The organism is Acetivibrio clariflavus DSM 19732, assembly GCF_000237085.1.
GTDB classification, from domain to species: domain Bacteria; phylum Bacillota; class Clostridia; order Acetivibrionales; family Acetivibrionaceae; genus Acetivibrio; species Acetivibrio clariflavus.
The window spans coordinates 1,315,742-1,332,938 of record NC_016627.1 but is presented as its reverse complement, the minus strand read 5'-3'; the positions used below and the strand labels follow the sequence as shown (position 1 = coordinate 1,332,938).

Below are 17,197 nucleotides of genomic sequence, written 5' to 3'. Positions count from 1 at the left end.
TTATAAAAACATTTATTCTAATTTAATTTAATTATGTTTTTATTTTCCATACACATCACAAAGGATGGTATTGTTGCAAAGACTATTAATACTAGTCAATAAAAGTCATATATTTTACTTAACATATTCTAATTATTTCCATACTGAAACTATCTATTCACATAAAATAATATTTCCCAATATTTTTTATAAACTTTATTAACCATTTTTTGTTAACTCATTTATAATTTTTGCCAATCTGCATTAAAATTATCCTATTCTTTTTCCAATGATTTGAATTTTTTGTACATGGTAACCTTAGTCCCTTTTCCCACTTCCGATATAACCTCTACTCTATCCATAAAGCTTTCCATAACTGTAAAACCCATGCCTGACCTTTCCATATCCGGCTTGGATGTATACATGGGCTGTCTTGCCAAATTGACATCGGGAATACCCTGTCCGTCATCCTCTACAGTTATCTCCACACCATCACTATATAAAATACATTCCATCCTTACCAATCCGCTTGTTTTTTCATATCCATGTATAATAGCATTAGTTACTGCTTCCGATACCGCCGTTTTTACATCGGCCATTTCTTCTATAGTCGGGTCTACCTGTGACACAAAAGCTGCTGCCACTACTCTGGCGAACCCTTCGTTGCTTGATTTACTTGAAAATTCCAGTTTCATATAATTTATAGGCTGCATTACAATTCCCCTTTACATATTTTTAATAGCTGTATCTATATTATCATAGACGGGTATAACTTTTAGTAACCCCGACATTTCAAAAATTCGCATTAAATGAGAATTAACATTGGCAACTGACAACTTTCCGCTTAATTTACTGACGTTTTTGAACCTACCCATTATTACACCAATTCCCGAACTATCCATAAAGGTTACTTTTGAAAAGTCAAATATAACATTTTTGGTTGTAGCCTTAATCAGTTCAGAATCAATTTTTTCCCTTACATATTCCGCGGTATGATGGTCAAGTTCGCCAATGATTCCTGCAATTAATGTATTTCCCTTATAAGAAATTTTTACTTTCAATTTATATCCCCCTTTTGTCCGTCCGTTTCGAAAAAAGCCTGCTGATGTATTAAATCAAAATCCTGTATATCAATTCTATAAATCCAATATTCACAAAGCAAATTATTTCAGCAGACCTATAATTTTAACAAATATCATAACATATGCAATTATTTTCATTCTTTATTTCCCAAATTTCTCCTTCTAAATTTAAACATTTAAAAAATTTTTAGCATTCTTTTATCTGCTTTGTTAAAAAAAATAAAGGACCGCCAAATTAAACGGTCCTGCTACTTTATGCATTGAAATATTTTTGATATTAGCTTTTATATATTTATTCTCCAAAACCGGATGTAACCAGGTCAATTATTTCATTCACTGCCAGTTCTTCATCTTCTCCATCTGCTATAATAGTAATTGATGTTCCTTTTGAAACTGCCAAAGATATAAGCCCCATTATGCTTTTGGCATTTACTTTTTTGTCGCCCACCTTAATCCAGATATTTGAGGTAAATTTCCCTGCCGTCTGAACAAACAAAGCAGCAGGTCTTGCATGCAAACCTGATGGATTAGTTATTTCAATAGTCTTTTCAACCATTCATAACTCTCCTTTCATCAACCTAGTATTTTCCGCAATTTCATCCAGTTTTCTAAGTCTGTGGTTAACTCCCGATTTACCCAAACGAGGGGTTAACATTTCTCCCAGCTCCTTAAGGCTTGCATCACTGTATTCAAGCCTTAGCTCAGCTATCTGCCTAAGATTTTCCGGCAATTTGTCAAAACCAAGATTATCCCTTATGTACTTTATATTGTCAACCTGCCTTATGGATGCATCCACCGTTTTCTGCAAATTAGCCGTCTCACAGTTGACTATACGGTTAACGTTATTACGCATTTCTTTGATTATTCGAACATTTTCAAGTTCCATAAGTGCACTATGGGCGCCTATTATATTCAAAAAGTCTACAATGTTTTCTCCTTCTTTCAAATACACCACATAGTAACCTTTACGCTTTATTATTTTAGAGTTCAGGCCGAAAGAAACAATCAAAGAATTTACTTCGTCAGCAATTGCCCTCTGATGGCTAATAATCTCCAAATGGTATGTTTTCTCAGGGTCACTCATTGAACCTGCTGCAAGAAAAGCACTTTTAAGATACGCTTTTTTGCAGCATTTCCTCTTCTTGTCCAAATCATAGGCTGTGTAATTAACTTCAGAAGCATTTATAAGCTCAATATTAACATCTTTCAGTATCTTATTTAATCCCATTGAAGAAGTCAAAACCAATATATACAAAACATGCTTTTTCAGTTTCTTGCTTCTTCTTACACTTATTTCAGCATTTATACCATACAAAGATTTAAATAATGAAAATATGCGTCTGGCAAAAGCAGCATTTTCAGTAGATATTTTTAAATAAACCTCGGATTGATTTACAACTTTTATGGAACCGCTTAATCTTATGGCAGCTGCCAACTCGCTATGTTTACAACATCTGCTCTTTGCATCAGACCTGCATAGTTCGTTTTTAACAGAAGATGAAAACGACAATTTGCACACCTCAATCAAAACAAATTGTAATGAAATTATATCTTATTTCTGTAAAAAACTCCAGTACAACTCATTTAAGTGTTTTTATATGCCTTTATTCAAATCTTCCTCTATATACGCTCTAAGTATCTCTGCAACACTCCACGCCTGTGCATAGCATCCTCTTGGAATCAACGGCTCATCACCGTCAAATATTTCCGAAATTGAACCGATACATGCATCTTTCAAATGATCCTTAATTGCTTCAATAAAACTCATTGCGTCTTTTTTGGATTTATCGGAATAATTGTTTACCCTCAGATATGCTGTTATAAAATGCCCTAAAGGCCAAGTCCAAACTGTCCCCTGATGGTATGCTCCATCTCTTCTGTATTGGTCACCGATATATATTCCCACATATTCTCTGCACTTGGGCGAAAGGCTTCTAAGTCCGTTGGCGGTATACAATTCCTTGTATACCTTGTTAACCACTTTCTTTGCCATTTCACCTTCAATAACGGGATAGGAAAGGCTTACAGCCAAAATCTGGTTTGGACGCACTTTATCATCTTTATAGTTTGGAGTCAGACAGTCATATAAACATTCCTTTTCACTGTTCCAAAATTTATTCTCAAAGGACTCCTTAACTTTTTGCGCCAGTTCAATGTAACTTTTGCTGCTGTCTCCATAACGTTCCGAAAGTTCAGCCATTATCCTTAAAGCATTGTACCAAAGTGCATTGATTTCTACCGCCTTACCATGCCTTGGAGTTACAACCCAGTCTCCAACCTTCGCATCCATCCAGGTTAATTGAGTATGCTCATTTCCCGCCGTAATTAAAAAGTCATCATCCATTCTGATATCAAACTTTGTACCTTTTTTATAGTAGTCTATTATTTGCTTTAATCCGTCATATATATTATCTTTAACAAAGTCATAATCTTTTGTATAAGATATATATTTATTTACTGCTTCAAAATACCATAAAGGGGCATCCACTGTATTGTAGCTCGGTTCATTTCCCTCATCGGGGAACATATTGGGTATCAGACCGTCCTTGACATATCTTGAAAAGGTGTAGAGAATATCCTTTGCATCGTCAAACCTCTTAGTTACAAGAGTGATACCGGGCAGTGCTATCATGGTATCCCTTCCCCAATCGGTAAACCATGGATATCCTGCAATTATGGTTTTAGCATTTGTTGACTCCCTGTGAACAATAAAACTATCAGCGCTCCTGACAAGAATTTTAGACAGTTCATCATCATATCCTGCCTTTTTCACTAATGCCTCAAGTCTTTCAATCTCATTGCCAATAATTTTTAGGCCATCTTTCAATTTCAGCTCTTTTTCCACTGTTGCAATTACAGTTATATACTTTTCCTCGTTAGGTTCAATATTTATATCGAAATATCCCGGGATATAATGGTCTTCCGTTGAAGCCATACCCCTTTCCCTTTCAATAGAATAATCCATATTATAGAACCAGCAGTAGTCCATTGGCTTAAATTCGCCTTCACTGCAAAATAGGGTAATGTCAATATCATAATTCTGCGGTCGGAGTATTACCGAATCTTTCCCTGCCACACTTTTGTAAAAGTTTAAGTTTTCCTTTCTGGAACAGTGATGGTAATCTCTGAAATTTACCAGCGGTGTCAGACGTAAATTTATACTTTCCTCTCCATTTCTAACATAATACACCACCGCCACAGTGTTTTCGCCATATACCATGCTTACCGTTTTTTCGATATATACATCTCCCACTCTGAATATAAACTTAGGAAGCGGCTCTCTTTCAAAGCCTTCCATATAATGATAACCCTTCATTATAAAACCCGGAACTTCATAGGAAAACAAGTCAAAGGATTCATCCCCAATAGTTATACTTTCATCTATTTTAGACAAAATCAAATGTCTGCTAACCGGTGGTTTCAATGATGCAATTAAAAGACCGTGATACCTTCTTGTATTAACTCCTACAATGGTAGAATTCGCGAATCCTCCAATTCCGTTTGTAAGCAGCCACTCTTTCTGAATCCCTTGCTCAAAAGTCCTCCAACTCGATTTGCCGAATCTCATGTGCTATCCTCCTTTTTATTTTGATGAAAATATAACTTTGACTATATTTTCACTTTGAAGCTTTGTCTATCCCAGGAGTTATCAGGACTTATGCTCATATCAAACCACTTTTTCCATATTTCTTCCGCAATAGCACTTGTTCTCCCAAAGATCCATAATTACTTTTGCAAGTTTTTTAGTATCATGCCTAATATAATTGTTATTTATACAAACAAAATCGTCATACAAAACTTTTATTCCATGTCTTTCAAGCACATCTGCATCTATGGCCACAGCAGCTGCACCTTCTTCCTGATACTTTTTCTTCAAATCATCGGGAATCGGTGCCGAATTTACAATGCAATATTCAACAAGCCCTTTATAAGAATGTTTTTCAATGGCTCTTATATGTTCCCATACCGTATAATCTTCCGTTTCTCCCGGTTGTGTCATAACATTGCATACATAGACCTTTATGGCTTTGGATTTTTTTATAGCATCTACAATTCCGGGTACAAGAAGATTAGGTATTATACTGGTATAGAGGCTTCCAGGCCCCAAAACAATCATATCTGCGTCAAGTATCGCATCAATGGCTTCCTGGCAAGGCTTTATAAGCAAAGGTTCAAGATATACGCTTTTTATTTTTCCCTTGTGAAAACTGTTGTGCTCACCAATCTTCGACTCTCCCTTTACTATATAGCCGTCTTCAAGCTCTGCACATAGTTTTATATCCTGCAATGTAACAGGTAAAACCCTTCCGGTCACTGCCAAAACATCACTCATCTTTTTTACTGCTTCCTCAAAACTTTCAGAAATTCCGTTCATGGCAGCAAGAAAAAGATTCCCAAAGGACTGTCCTTTAAGCATGCCGTCAGTAAACCTGTATTGCAGGAGCTTCTCCATAACCGGCTCGGTATCCGCTAATGCCAAAATACAGTTACGTATATCACCGGGAGGTAGCATTCCCAAATCCTGTCGTAAAATTCCCGAGCCACCTCCATCATCAGCTACCGTTACAATGGCTGTCAAATTTGAGCTATATTCTTTCAGCCCTCTCAGCATTGTAGAAAGGCCGGTTCCTCCTCCGATTACAACAATTTTTGCGTCTTTTAAAAACCCATCACCGTCACTCTCTGCAGTCTTCGAAGAAACTTTTGAAGCATAGATTTTGCTTATTTTTCTTAAATACCGGAAGAAAAGATATATTAAAATAAAACCTATCAATATTGAAATAAAAGGCAATACCGCTTCAAAAATACCGCTGCATTTAAAAATAAAAAAACTTCCCAATAGTATGTTAAATATTCCAGTGACTCCCAGTAATAAATATATACGACTTTTGCTGCAACATCTTACCAGATTGAGAAGTTTCATCATTTCCCCCCCTTGCCGTCCTTATCAATATCTCTGTGCTCAATAACCACTCTATGTCCTTTTCCTGAAAGATAAGCAAATAAAGCTTCAGAAATTGCAACCGATCTGTGCCTTCCTCCAGTACAGCCTATTCCTACAACAAGCTGTGATTTTCCTTCCTTTATATAACCGGGAATCAAAAACTCCAGCATATCATAAAGTTTTGATAAAAATCCTTTCGTTTCGTTAAATCCTAACACATACTCTCTAACGGTATCATTTTTTCCGGTCAGTTTTTTCATACTGTCAATGTAATAAGGGTTCGGTATAAATCTTACGTCGAACACCAAATCGCAATCTATGGGAATTCCATATTTAAATCCAAAGGATATTATATTTATAATCATACCGTCAAATTTTTTTCCTTCGACGAATATGTTGCATATTTCTTCTTTCAGCTGTCTTGGAGTTAAATTTGAAGTATCCACCACATAAGTTGCAATCCGCTTTATTTCTTTTAGAAGTTCCCTCTCCTGATTTATACCTTTCATCAGCCTTCCCTCAGGCGCAAGAGGATGAATTCTTCTGCTCTCTTTAAACCTTTTTATCAATACTTTGTCCGATGCCTCAAGGAATAATATCTCATAGGACAAACCCGATTCTTTTAAGGCATTAAGCTCAGGGAATAATGCGTTAAAAAGCTCACCACCCCTGATGTCGATAACCAACGCTATTTTATTTAACTTTCCCCTGCTCTGCATACATATTTCAGCAATTTTTGGTATTAATACCGGAGGTAAATTGTCAATACAAAAAAAGCCTAAATCTTCCAAGTATTTTACCACTAAACTTTTCCCTGCGCCAGAAACCCCTGTAATAATTAAAAACTTCATTTGTACCTCCTATCAATTAACAAAAAAATTTACAGTTGAGGCATTAAAAACTCTAATAATCTCCCACTATTTTTATTTCTGTCTGCAGCTCAACGCCAAATTTTTCCCTTACAGTTTTCTGTATATGTCTAATTAAATCCAATATATCTTTTGAGGTCGCATTTCCCTTATTTACAATAAATCCGCAATGCTTCTCCGACACCTGGGCACCGCCAATGCTGAATCCTCTAAGCCCGCAATCTTCAATTAATTTTCCTGCAAAGTAACCCTCCGGCCTTTTAAATACACTGCCGGCACTGGGCATCTCCAAAGGTTGCTTATCCTGACGCCTTGCTGTAAGATCATCAATTAATGCCTTAATAGCCGCCCTTTCTCCCTTTTTCAGCTTGATAACCGATTTAACCGCAACAGCTGATTGCTTTTGGATAAAGCTTGTTCTATAGCCAAATTGATGTTCTTCTCCTTTAATTTTTTTTAAATTTCCATCCTTGTCAATAAACTCGGTTTCAACAACAACATCCTTCATTTCACCGCCATAGGCTCCTGCATTCATAGCCACAGCACCGCCCAGCGTTCCCGGTATACCCGAAGCAAATTCCAAGCCTGTCAATTCATTTTCAAGAGCAATGTCCGAAAGTTTTGAAAGTAATATACCTCCATAGGCTTCTATGCAATTCTCTTTTACGACATACCAGTTCAGATTATCGTATATTTTAACAACAACCCCTCTTATTCCCTTGTCGGACACAAGAAGATTTGTTCCATTTCCCATAATAAAAATCGGCAAATTTTCTTTTTTACATAACTTAATAACTTCACATAAACTCTGTACAGAACAAGGCGTAACCAGGAAATCTGCAGGACCTCCGATTTTAAAAGATGTATGATTTCTCATAGGTTCATCCACTTTAACATTTTCTTCTCCTGCAATATTCCCCAAAAGCTTTATATATCTTCCCTTTTCCAATTACTCCAGCTCCTTATTTTTGCTGCAACATACCTATTATATATTCTACTTTTGTTTGTTGTTTAATAGAATAAAATCAGCCTTTTCTTATTCTTTTCCTTTTATTCTCAATAAATTCATCAAAATTGGATACCTTTGTATTCATAATAAGTTCTTCCGGCATATCAATCTTTTCAAGCAAATTATACACCTTTTCAAATTTCCCCACATCAAAACTTATATGTGCATCACTTCCACACACTATTTTTACTCCCTGTTTTTTGCATTCAAGGGCAAATTCCATGCAATTTTCCTCACAACCGGCTCTTACTCTGAAAGAAGTGTTGTTAATTTCAATAAATTTGCCATATTCCTTCGCAGCCGATACAACCTTTTCAACATCCACTTCAAATTTGGGCGTACCGGGATGCCCAATAGCATCTACATAGGGATTTTTCATAAGGTTCAGGTAAGCATTGGTATGTTCTTTTTTTGAAGCCGGTTCAATACATACATCATGTAAGCTTGCAATTACAAAGTCAAGTCTTCTCAAATACTCATCAGGCATATCCAAATTTCCGTTATAATCTATTATGTTAGCTTCCACACCTTTCAAGATCCTGACTCCGTAAATCTCAGGCGGGATAACCTTCAAATTGCTGAAGTGAAATAGTTGCGGTCCACCTTTCATAGCCGGACCGTGGTCAGTTATGGCAAACATCTCAATTCCATTAACTGAAGCTTCCTTAGCCATTTCCTGAACAGTGCTGTAAGCATGACCGCTGGCTACTGTATGTGTATGTGTATCAACTACAAATTTCAACTTTTTCCCTCCATTTTATTCCTGCGCAGTTTTATTAATTTCTCCCAATACTCTTTCATTCAGTACCTTAGCTGCATTATATCCCATTTTCTTCTGACGGTTGTTCATTGCTGCCACTTCCACAATAATGGCCAAATTTCTTCCGGGTCTTACAGGAATTATAAGGCAAGGTACATCTATTCCAAGGATATTTGTATAGTCATCTACTAGTCCCAAACGATCGTAGTTTTTCCTTTCATCCCAAAACTCCAACTGTATAACCAAATTTATATTCTCGGTAACTTTTACCGAACCGACACCGTAAAGGTTTTTAACATCCAAAATTCCTATACCCCTTATTTCAATAAAATGCCTTATTATATCAGGCGCCGTTCCAACAAGGGATTTATCGGACACTCTTCTTATCTCCACAACGTCATCAGCTACAAGCCTGTGTCCTCTTTTCACAAGTTCAAGAGCCGTTTCGCTCTTACCTACTCCACTTTCTCCCAGAATCAAAATACCTTCACCGTATACTTCGACAAATACACCATGTTTGGTTATTCTCGGTGCCAACTGCACATTAAGGTATCTGATCAGTCCGCTTAAAAATCTGGAAGTAACATCTTTTGTCCTAAGAATTGGAATCTGATATTTTTGCGATACTTCTATCATTTCGGGGAAAACATCTAAACCTCGGGCAACTACCATACATGGAAAACCGCATTTAAAAAACTCGTCCAATCTCTTATAGCGTTCTTCTTTAGACATAGTTGCCAAATAAGTTGTCTCAACTTTACCTATTATCTGAATTCTGTCGTTACCGAAATATTCAAGATAACCGACAAGCTGAAGACCGGGACGATTTATATCCGATGAGGTAATAAGAATATCATCAATCCTTTTGCAATTTGATATATCTTCAAGCTGAAATTCATCCATAACTTCTCTTAATGTAACAGAAAACATTAAAATCCCCCCCATCTTTATACACAATTTATTATAACATAATAATTTTTTATTCCAACTAAAATTTCAAGACCTTCAAACATCAATTTTTGGCTGTATGCCTTCTAAAGGGAAGGATTTTAAAAAGGCAGGAAATATGCACCAATGTATCTCCAGGTTTTAATGGAAAATTTATTATTCCAGCATTGGATAAACTTAGATAAAATAAAAAAGCCTTTTTTAAAGGCTTTTCGTTTGGAGCGGGTGATGGGAATCGAACCCACGCAATCAGCTTGGAAGGCTGAGGTTCTACCATTGAACTACACCCGCAAATTAAGTAGGATATTTCTCTAAAAATATCCTACCATACTGGAGCGGGTTACGAGATTTGAACTCGCGACTTTCACCTTGGCAAGGTGACACTCTACCGCTGAGTTAAACCCGCACATAAGCATTTTCAATTGCAAAAATGATTATACAGTTTAATAAATACTTTGTCAATACTTCTTTTAATATTATTTATTTCCTTTTTATACCAAACATGCACTTATCTACAGATTTTGCACTTCTGTCATTGTTCAGAGCTTGTTTTTCTTTTTCGCTTGCAGATAGCTTTACAATATGTTATTATTTTTATACAATAGTTTACGTAGTTTTAATTTTGTCTTGTTATTCACGTTTTTATGATATATTATAAAATTATAGGCTGTCTCTTTTTTCTAGCTTCTTATTAGTACCAACAGAGCTTTTCATGTATTTACTTCAATAACTGTAATGGAGTGATATTAATGGAAATTAAGGCAGGAGATATTGTATCCGTTCGTCATTTCTCCGGGACAAAGCTGTTTAAGAGTCTGGTACTGGAATATCAGAATGAAATTGTAAAAGTCCGGCTTCTTGAAGACATAGCTCTTCTCAACTGCTCGCAAGGCGATCCTTTAGTACTAGGCTCTGAATCGGAAAATGAAATTTACATTTCAAGCTGTACAATTCTCAATTTGAATAAAGATCAGAATACAATTGAAATGAAAATTGACAGTTATGAAACCACCACCAATAAAAGACTTTTTGTCAGATTTCCCGTATCACTGTACGCTGAAGCAAGAATTGGCGAATCTCAAAAAAAGCACCTCGCTATTGTAAAAAATATTAGCTATTCAGGAATGATGATATTTTCAAAGGCTGATTTTCCCTTATACCAGGAACTTAAATTCGAAATACATGCCGGTTCGGGAATTAAAATCAATCTTAAAGCTACTGTAATAAGAAAGGTAAAAGAGGCTTACAATTTCGAATACGGCTTAAAAATTATATATACTGATGTACATACTCCAAATCTCCTGAAAAAGTATCTGATGTTACTCAAAAAAGAGCAGGAGGAATCCATTAAAAAGTTTAAAGAATTAAAATAATTGTTTTAATATATTATAAAAGCGATGGACCATTATGCCCATCGCTTTATTACATTTTACAATTTTCAATACTGCTGTTTAATATTAATAGCTATAGACTTTTTAAAAGGTTAGCCATTTCAATTGCAGTTACTGCCGCATCATAACCTTTGTTTCCTGCTTTTGTTCCGGCTCTTTCAATAGCTTGCTCTATTGTATCGGTGGTCAGCACTCCAAAAATAACCGGTATTCCAGTATCTAAAGATACTTTTGCAATTCCCTTCGATACTTCGTTGGAAACATAATCAAAATGCGGTGTTGAGCCCCTTATTACAGCACCGACACATATTATAGCATCAAACTTTTTTGAAGCTGCCATTTTGGATGCAGTCAAAGGTATTTCAAAAGCACCCGGTACCCATGTAACCTCTATGTTTGATTCTTCCGCTCCGTGTCTTATAAGAGCATCAATTGCTCCTCCCAACAGTTTATTGCTTATAAATTCATTAAAACGCCCCACCACTATTCCAAATTTCAATCCTGTGGCAATAAGTTTGCCTTCGTTTGTCTTTATACCCATATTATCTTCCTCCTGATAATATTATAAATTTAGATGATTTTTATATTATAAATCATTTAGCATATGGCCCATTTTATCTTTTTTTGTTTTTAAATAAAACCTGTTAACATCGTTCTCCTTTATCTGAAGCGGTACTCTTTCAACAACTTCAAGTCCATGGCCGGAAAGTCCCACCAGTTTTTTCGGGTTATTGGTAAGGAGTCTGATCTTTCTTATACCCAATTCATATAATATCTGAGCGCCTATTCCATAGTCCCGCATATCCGCCGGGAATCCTAAAAGTATATTCGCCTCAACAGTATCTTTCCCCTTATCCTGCAGCTCATAGGCACGAATTTTGTTTACCAGACCTATTCCTCTTCCTTCCTGGCGCATGTACAGCAGAACTCCTCTTCCTTCCTTTGCAATTTCTCTCATTGCCGCATCCAGCTGTTCACCGCAATCGCATCGCAATGAATGAAAAGCATCTCCCGTAAGGCATTCGGAATGTACCCTCACCAAAACAGGTTTGCTGCCGTCACTCACATCTCCCATAACCAATGCCACATGGTGCTCACCGCTTATTATATTTTCAAAGGCAATTATTCTAAAATCACCGTATTCTGTGGGAAGCTTAGCTTCTGCTGCCTTATTTATAAGCTTTTCTGCATTTTTCCGATAGCTTATCAAATCGGCTATGGTAATAATTTTTAAATTGTGAATTTTGACAAATTCCATCAACTGCGGTACCCTTGCCATGGTTCCGTCTTCATTCATAATTTCGCAAATAACGCCGGCCGGGAAAAGACCTGCAAGTCTCGCCAGATCAACAGCGGCTTCAGTGTGGCCTGCTCGTTTTAAAACTCCTCCGTCTTTTGCAACCAACGGAAATACATGGCCCGGCTGAACAAAATCAGACGGCTTTGCATCCGGATTTGTAAGCTCTTTTATTGTTTTTGCCCTTTCAAAGGCTGAAATTCCTGTTTTTGAGCTTTTATGGTCTACCGATACCGTAAAAGCAGTCTTCATCTGCTCTGTATTTTCTTTTACCATTATATCAATGCCCAACTCTTTCGTCCGTGCTTCAGTAAGAGGAGCACAAATCAGTCCTCTTCCGTATTTTGCCATAAAATTAACGCTTTCCGGAGTTACCAGCTGGGCAGCCATTACAAGGTCTCCCTCATTTTCCCTATCCTCATCGTCGACAACAACTATCATTTTGCCCTGCCTTATATCTTCTATAGCATCCTCAATCTTGTCAAATTTCATTGAATATACCTCCATTCAAAAGTGAACTTATTCTTTCTGCCTTTAGGTTCAAAAACTCCTTAGTTTTTTCACTCATGCTGAAAGAGGAACTTATGCAAATCCGTTTTTTATCAAAAAGTCCAGGGAAATATCCTTCGACTTGCTGTTTTGTTCTGAGACATTGACAAGAAGCAGTTTTTCAACATACTTTCCGAGCATGTCACACTCAATATTTACCCTGCTTCCAACTTCCTTCGAACCTAAAGTTGTAATGCTTGCAGTATGCGGTATCAGGGAAACTTTAAAACACTTATCATCTACATATGCAACAGTAAGACTGGTTCCGTCCAATGCCACCGAGCCTTTCATAACAATATATTTTAAAATATCCCTGCCTGCTTCTATTGTAAGCCAAATAGCATTATCCTCACGTACTCTGTCCATTATCACACCTGTGCCGTCAATATGACCGGATACTATGTGTCCGCCAAGCCGGTCAGACAATCTTAAAGCCCGTTCAAGATTCACTACAAATCCTACCTTAAGCTCTCCCAATCCTGTTTTTCTCATTGTCTCAGGCATAACATCGGCTGTAAATTCATCACTTTTTCTGTCCACCACAGTAAGACAAATCCCATTTACAGCAATACTATCCCCCAGTTTAACATCATCCATTATTTTGCTACATTGTATTGAAAGCTTAATTGATTTACTACCGAAAACAATTCTCCTTACAATTCCTATTTCCTCAACTATACCAGTAAACATAAACCGCACCTCTGAATAACATATAAGGAATTTATCCTTTTGTAAAAATAATAAAAGGCATATTCACTCTACAAATAACCTTCCACAAGTATATCTTCCCCAAATTTTGAGAATGAAACATTTTTTAGCTTCAATGCTTCACTCATCGATTGTATGCCTTTACCTTCAACCGGTGTAATTGCATCCTTTCCTCCTAATATTTTTGGGGCAATAAAGAACATGGCCTTATCCACAATACCCGATTCAAAAGCTGCTGCATTTAAAGTTCCGCCACCTTCTAAAAGCACACTGTCAATTTCGAGCTTATACAATTCCTGCATCAGCTTTTTAAGATCTACACAGCCGTTTTCGCCTTCCGCTTTAATTACCGTTACACCATTATCAATAAGCTGCTTTTCCTTCTCTTCGTGTATCCGGGATGTGGTAGCCAATATAACTCCTGCTTTTGAATCATTGCACAAAACCTTGCTATCCATAGGAATAATCCCTTTACTGTCCACAATTATTCTTACGGGGTCGCTTCCAACCTTTTGCTCAAGTCTTGTGGTAAGCATGGGATTATCTTTTATAACTGTATTTATTCCTACCATTATAGCCGAAACCCTGTCTCTTAATATATGCACATAAGCCCTTGATTCTTCGGATGTTATCCATTTTGAATCCCCGGTGGACGACGCAATTTTTCCGTCTAAAGTCATAGCTGTCTTTAAAATTACAAAAGGTCTTTTCTTTGTAACATAATTGATAAATATTTCATTCAGCTTTCTGGCTTCATCCTCCAAAATCCCTACTTCCACCTCTATACCTGCATCTTTAAGCATTTGTACTCCTTTTCCCGATACTTTCGGGTTGGGGTCAATCATAGCAATTACGACTTTTTTTATTTTCTTTTCAACTATAGCTTTTGCACAGGGGGGAGTTCTTCCGTAATGGGAACAAGGTTCCAAATTGACATACAGAGTTGAGCCTGCCACATCTTCAACTGCATTTTTGAAGGCAGACACTTCAGCATGGTCACAGCCGATAGCTTCATGAAATCCCTCGGCAATTACTCTATCATCTTTGACAATTACCGCTCCAACCAACGGATTCGGATTAGTCCTTCCCCATCCGTTTTTGGCCAGTTCAATAGCTCTTTCCATATAGTACTCATTCTTATTCAAAGAAATCACCGTTACCTTTATATTATTTTCATCAGCCTTACATCTTTATATTATATATAAATCCTTTTACTTAACTTAGTTTTTATACTTTGCACTGCACACAAAAAAATCCCGGGTTATTTATTCCAGGGATACTTTACCATTCACATAATGAATAGCAAATTATCTTCTCCCATCCAGACTCATTGTGTTTATAAAATACAAACACAATACACTGTCGGCTCCGGATTTTGACCGGATCTGCCATAAGGCTCGCGGGCTCGCAATTTAATTGCCTACCGCCGGTAAGGATTCTCACCTATCCCTGAAGATAATATACTACTATTATTTATTTAATTATCATTGAATATAACACACTATATGTTCAGTGTCAACAAAGCCATTAAACTATTTTTACATACACTTCCCTGTTCCGAGGACCGTCAAACTCGCAAAAATATATTCCCTGCCATCTTCCCAGAACCAATTGGGTATTTTCAATCATAACCTGCAGTGAAAAACCAAACAAGCTTGCTTTTATGTGGGCAGCCGAGTTCCCCTCACAATGTCTGTATCCGTCTTCGAAGGGAACTATTTTATTTATTTCTTTTAAAATGTCGTCTACAACATCGGGGTCTGCATTTTCGTTTATAGTCAGCCCTGCTGTAGTATGGGGAACAAATATATGGCATATCCCCGATTCCTTGCCCTCTTTTCTTACAATTTCCTGTATTTTCGAAGTTATATCAACCATCGCCGTCCTTGACGGAGTTCTAACACTTATTTTGTGCATATACATCACCTCAGACATAGTATATTACTTCTGAAAAGTGATGTAAAGCTTATATTGTATTATATGGCTTCTCACGGTTGCACTCAGTTCTCAACAGGAAATTTTTTAATAATACCAAGCAAACGCTGTTTCATCAAAGCATAGTCTATAGAATCTATATGACCGTTTCCATCAACATCTGCCGCTTTCTCATTTATTTCTGTCCGAGATTTTAACCCCAGCAGGACCAATTTCAACAATCCAAAATCAATGGAATTGAAGTCGTCATCGCCATTTAAATCTCCATAAACCAAAGTTACGGGTGAAGAAACGGTAGGTGTGGGAACATCAGCCCTGGTTGGAGTCGGTATTGCATCACCATAAACATCGCTTAACGAAATTCCGTTAGACCCTAAAGGCACTTTATGGTCCAAACTTACAAATTTTCCGTTATGCTGCCATAGTGCCGGTTTTAACAGCTCATATTTGTCTTCCTCCCAAGTTATAAAATCGTGGGTTACAAGTCCTCCGGTATCTCCCGAGTTTGCATTATAACACCAGAAGGTATGGTGAATTCTGTTCTCAACAATATAATCCCTTAAAGCTATCATCCATTTTTCATTAGGACCTCCGTCCATGTATCCTCCCCATTCTCCAATTAAAAGGGGTGCAATTCCCTCTTCATAAATGTATGCCCAGTTATCCTTCCAGCAGTCATTGTAAAGTGTTTCCTTTGTAAAACCGTCATAAAACCATGGCTGTTTATGTACCAAAGGACCGTAGTCATGGGGTGAATAAACCACCTGTTTTTGATATTGGCCTAAATCTATGGGATAATCCTTTACTCCTCTTAAGTTTCCACCCCACCAGTTGTAATAATAACGGCTTTCCTTGCCCCATTCATCCACCGCAGTGTAATCATAGCCTTCTTTTGGATAGACTTCAACCCCTTCTATAACTATCAACAGATTGGGATTGATTTTTAAGATTCTTTTAGCACAAGTTTCTGCGGCATACTTCCAGTTGTTGATGTCAGTGGAATTGTCCCATTTTGCCATAAGCTTCTCATAAGGCTTTCCGTGAGGTTCGTTCTTAAGATCAATGGCAAGAATGGTATCATCGTTTTTATATCTTTCAGTAAGCCATTCCAATGCCGATATCCATGCCTCAGTGTCATAAGTCTCATCATACCATACAGGATAATTGTGTCCCATGGCTTCCGATTTTGGGCTATGTACATCGACCATCACTTTAATACCTACTTCTTTGCACACATCAAGGGCAAAATCAAAAAGTTCAAGACTGTTAAGACCTTTAAGTTCCGGATTCACGTAATCATTCAAACTTCTGGGCATAGCCGGTTTTCCGTTCTTCCATCCGGTCAGAATCTCTGTCGATACTGGAATCCTGAGAAAATTAATACCTCTGTCTGCCATTTTTGTCAGGGCTTCACGCATATTACAGCTCCATACCCCGTCAAAAACATTGGTTCCGGTATTAAAGCCAAACCAGTTTGTACCTGTCAGCCAAACAGGATTTCCGTTCATATCGACAATCTGATTTCCTTCCACGTGGAGCCAGTCATCATTATTGTCCGGTTCCTGTGCCTTTACTGTCAGTGAAAAACCACTGAATATACCTGATGACATAAAAAATGAAGATAGCATACCTAATGCCAAAATTATGCTTAATGCCTTTTTCATACATCTACTTTTCATTATTACTAATCCTCCCCCTAAAAACCATTGCATTTTAATAATATAG

17 protein-coding genes, 2 tRNA genes and 1 riboswitch are annotated in these 17,197 nt (G+C 37.1%); of the genes, 1 reads left to right on the top strand and 18 read right to left on the bottom strand.

The window, feature by feature from the left end:
* Window positions 1-254: 254 nt before the first annotated feature.
* The 12 genes from spoIIAB to CLOCL_RS05505 form a co-directional block, all read right to left on the bottom strand.
* Window positions 255-692, bottom strand: a complete 438-nt coding sequence (spoIIAB, locus tag CLOCL_RS05560) for an anti-sigma F factor (RefSeq protein ID WP_014254431.1) — start codon at window positions 690-692, stop codon at window positions 255-257.
* A gap of 12 nt (window positions 693-704) precedes the next feature.
* Complete coding sequence (gene spoIIAA, locus CLOCL_RS05555) at window positions 705-1,040, bottom strand: anti-sigma F factor antagonist (protein WP_014254430.1); 336 nt, start codon at window positions 1,038-1,040, stop codon at window positions 705-707.
* A gap of 313 nt (window positions 1,041-1,353) precedes the next feature.
* A complete protein-coding gene (locus CLOCL_RS05550) occupies window positions 1,354-1,617 on the bottom strand; it encodes an HPr family phosphocarrier protein (RefSeq protein WP_014254429.1) in 264 nt (87 codons plus the stop codon).
* Complete coding sequence (whiA, locus tag CLOCL_RS05545) at window positions 1,618-2,571, bottom strand: DNA-binding protein WhiA (RefSeq protein ID WP_014254428.1); 954 nt, start codon at window positions 2,569-2,571, stop codon at window positions 1,618-1,620.
* A gap of 84 nt (window positions 2,572-2,655) precedes the next feature.
* The gene (locus CLOCL_RS05540; RefSeq protein WP_014254427.1) at window positions 2,656-4,629 is read right to left on the bottom strand and encodes an amylo-alpha-1,6-glucosidase; all 1,974 of its coding nucleotides are present in this window, start codon (window positions 4,627-4,629) and stop codon (window positions 2,656-2,658) included.
* Window positions 4,630-4,728: 99 nt separating this feature from the next.
* The gene (locus CLOCL_RS05535) at window positions 4,729-5,985 is read right to left on the bottom strand and encodes a gluconeogenesis factor YvcK family protein (RefSeq protein ID WP_014254426.1); all 1,257 of its coding nucleotides are present in this window, start codon (window positions 5,983-5,985) and stop codon (window positions 4,729-4,731) included.
* Window positions 5,985-6,857 (bottom strand): RNase adapter RapZ, encoded by an 873-nt coding sequence (gene rapZ / locus CLOCL_RS05530; RefSeq protein WP_014254425.1) that lies wholly within the window; start codon window positions 6,855-6,857, stop codon window positions 5,985-5,987. Before rapZ ends, CLOCL_RS05535 begins: the two co-directional genes overlap by 1 nt.
* Window positions 6,858-6,909: 52 nt before the next feature.
* Entirely contained in the window at window positions 6,910-7,824 is a 915-nt protein-coding gene (murB, locus tag CLOCL_RS05525) for a UDP-N-acetylmuramate dehydrogenase (RefSeq protein WP_014254424.1), read from the bottom strand.
* Window positions 7,825-7,900: 76 nt separating this feature from the next.
* On the bottom strand, window positions 7,901-8,626 hold the full coding sequence (locus CLOCL_RS05520; RefSeq protein WP_014254423.1) for a phosphatase: 726 nt from the start codon (window positions 8,624-8,626) through the stop codon (window positions 7,901-7,903).
* Between the two features lie 15 nt (window positions 8,627-8,641).
* Window positions 8,642-9,574, bottom strand: coding sequence for an HPr(Ser) kinase/phosphatase (gene hprK / locus CLOCL_RS05515; protein ID WP_014254422.1), 933 nt, complete (start codon window positions 9,572-9,574; stop codon window positions 8,642-8,644).
* A 235-nt stretch (window positions 9,575-9,809) separates the two neighbouring features.
* Window positions 9,810-9,883, bottom strand: a tRNA-Gly gene (locus CLOCL_RS05510).
* A gap of 40 nt (window positions 9,884-9,923) precedes the next feature.
* Window positions 9,924-9,998: transfer RNA gene (locus tag CLOCL_RS05505), tRNA-Gly, on the bottom strand.
* 343 nt (window positions 9,999-10,341) lie between these two features.
* Here CLOCL_RS05505 and CLOCL_RS05500 point away from each other — a divergent pair.
* Window positions 10,342-10,965 (top strand): PilZ domain-containing protein, encoded by a 624-nt coding sequence (locus CLOCL_RS05500; RefSeq protein ID WP_014254421.1) that lies wholly within the window; start codon window positions 10,342-10,344, stop codon window positions 10,963-10,965.
* A gap of 91 nt (window positions 10,966-11,056) precedes the next feature.
* Here the strand turns inward: CLOCL_RS05500 and ribH are convergent, their stop codons facing one another.
* The 6 genes from ribH to CLOCL_RS05470 form a co-directional block, all read right to left on the bottom strand.
* Window positions 11,057-11,524 carry a 6,7-dimethyl-8-ribityllumazine synthase gene (gene ribH, locus CLOCL_RS05495; RefSeq protein ID WP_014254420.1) on the bottom strand — a complete coding sequence of 156 codons (468 nt, stop codon included), beginning with the start codon at window positions 11,522-11,524 and terminating at the stop codon, window positions 11,057-11,059.
* Between the two features lie 45 nt (window positions 11,525-11,569).
* Entirely contained in the window at window positions 11,570-12,772 is a 1,203-nt protein-coding gene (locus tag CLOCL_RS05490; RefSeq protein WP_014254419.1) for a bifunctional 3,4-dihydroxy-2-butanone-4-phosphate synthase/GTP cyclohydrolase II, read from the bottom strand.
* 90 nt (window positions 12,773-12,862) lie between these two features.
* A complete protein-coding gene (locus tag CLOCL_RS05485) occupies window positions 12,863-13,519 on the bottom strand; it encodes a riboflavin synthase (protein WP_014254418.1) in 657 nt (218 codons plus the stop codon).
* A 68-nt stretch (window positions 13,520-13,587) separates the two neighbouring features.
* On the bottom strand, window positions 13,588-14,682 hold the full coding sequence (ribD, locus tag CLOCL_RS05480; protein WP_207636331.1) for a bifunctional diaminohydroxyphosphoribosylaminopyrimidine deaminase/5-amino-6-(5-phosphoribosylamino)uracil reductase RibD: 1,095 nt from the start codon (window positions 14,680-14,682) through the stop codon (window positions 13,588-13,590).
* A 160-nt stretch (window positions 14,683-14,842) separates the two neighbouring features.
* Window positions 14,843-14,998, bottom strand: a riboswitch (FMN riboswitch).
* A 66-nt stretch (window positions 14,999-15,064) separates the two neighbouring features.
* On the bottom strand, window positions 15,065-15,454 hold the full coding sequence (locus CLOCL_RS05475) for a secondary thiamine-phosphate synthase enzyme YjbQ (RefSeq protein ID WP_014254416.1): 390 nt from the start codon (window positions 15,452-15,454) through the stop codon (window positions 15,065-15,067).
* A gap of 83 nt (window positions 15,455-15,537) precedes the next feature.
* A complete protein-coding gene (locus CLOCL_RS05470) occupies window positions 15,538-17,136 on the bottom strand; it encodes a cellulase family glycosylhydrolase (RefSeq protein WP_027622710.1) in 1,599 nt (532 codons plus the stop codon).
* Window positions 17,137-17,197: the final 61 nt, after the last annotated feature.

Excerpts from the sequence above, each read along its gene's own strand:
- spoIIAB (WP_014254431.1), bottom strand. The coding sequence starts at position 692 with ATGCAGCCTATAAATTATATGAAACTGGAATTTTCAAGTAAATCAAGC.
- CLOCL_RS05550 (WP_014254429.1), bottom strand. The coding sequence starts at position 1,617 with ATGGTTGAAAAGACTATTGAAATAACTAATCCATCAGGTTTGCATGCA.
- CLOCL_RS05540 (WP_014254427.1), bottom strand. The coding sequence starts at position 4,629 with ATGAGATTCGGCAAATCGAGTTGGAGGACTTTTGAGCAAGGGATTCAG.
- CLOCL_RS05535 (WP_014254426.1), bottom strand. The coding sequence starts at position 5,985 with ATGAAACTTCTCAATCTGGTAAGATGTTGCAGCAAAAGTCGTATATAT.
- rapZ (WP_014254425.1), bottom strand. The coding sequence starts at position 6,857 with ATGAAGTTTTTAATTATTACAGGGGTTTCTGGCGCAGGGAAAAGTTTA.
- hprK (WP_014254422.1), bottom strand. The coding sequence starts at position 9,574 with ATGTTTTCTGTTACATTAAGAGAAGTTATGGATGAATTTCAGCTTGAA.
- CLOCL_RS05500 (WP_014254421.1), top strand. The coding sequence starts at position 10,342 with ATGGAAATTAAGGCAGGAGATATTGTATCCGTTCGTCATTTCTCCGGG.
- ribH (WP_014254420.1), bottom strand. The coding sequence starts at position 11,524 with ATGGGTATAAAGACAAACGAAGGCAAACTTATTGCCACAGGATTGAAA.
- CLOCL_RS05490 (WP_014254419.1), bottom strand. The coding sequence starts at position 12,772 with ATGAAATTTGACAAGATTGAGGATGCTATAGAAGATATAAGGCAGGGC.
- CLOCL_RS05485 (WP_014254418.1), bottom strand. The coding sequence starts at position 13,519 with ATGTTTACTGGTATAGTTGAGGAAATAGGAATTGTAAGGAGAATTGTT.
- CLOCL_RS05475 (WP_014254416.1), bottom strand. The coding sequence starts at position 15,454 with ATGCACAAAATAAGTGTTAGAACTCCGTCAAGGACGGCGATGGTTGAT.
- CLOCL_RS05470 (WP_027622710.1), bottom strand. The coding sequence starts at position 17,136 with ATGAAAAAGGCATTAAGCATAATTTTGGCATTAGGTATGCTATCTTCA.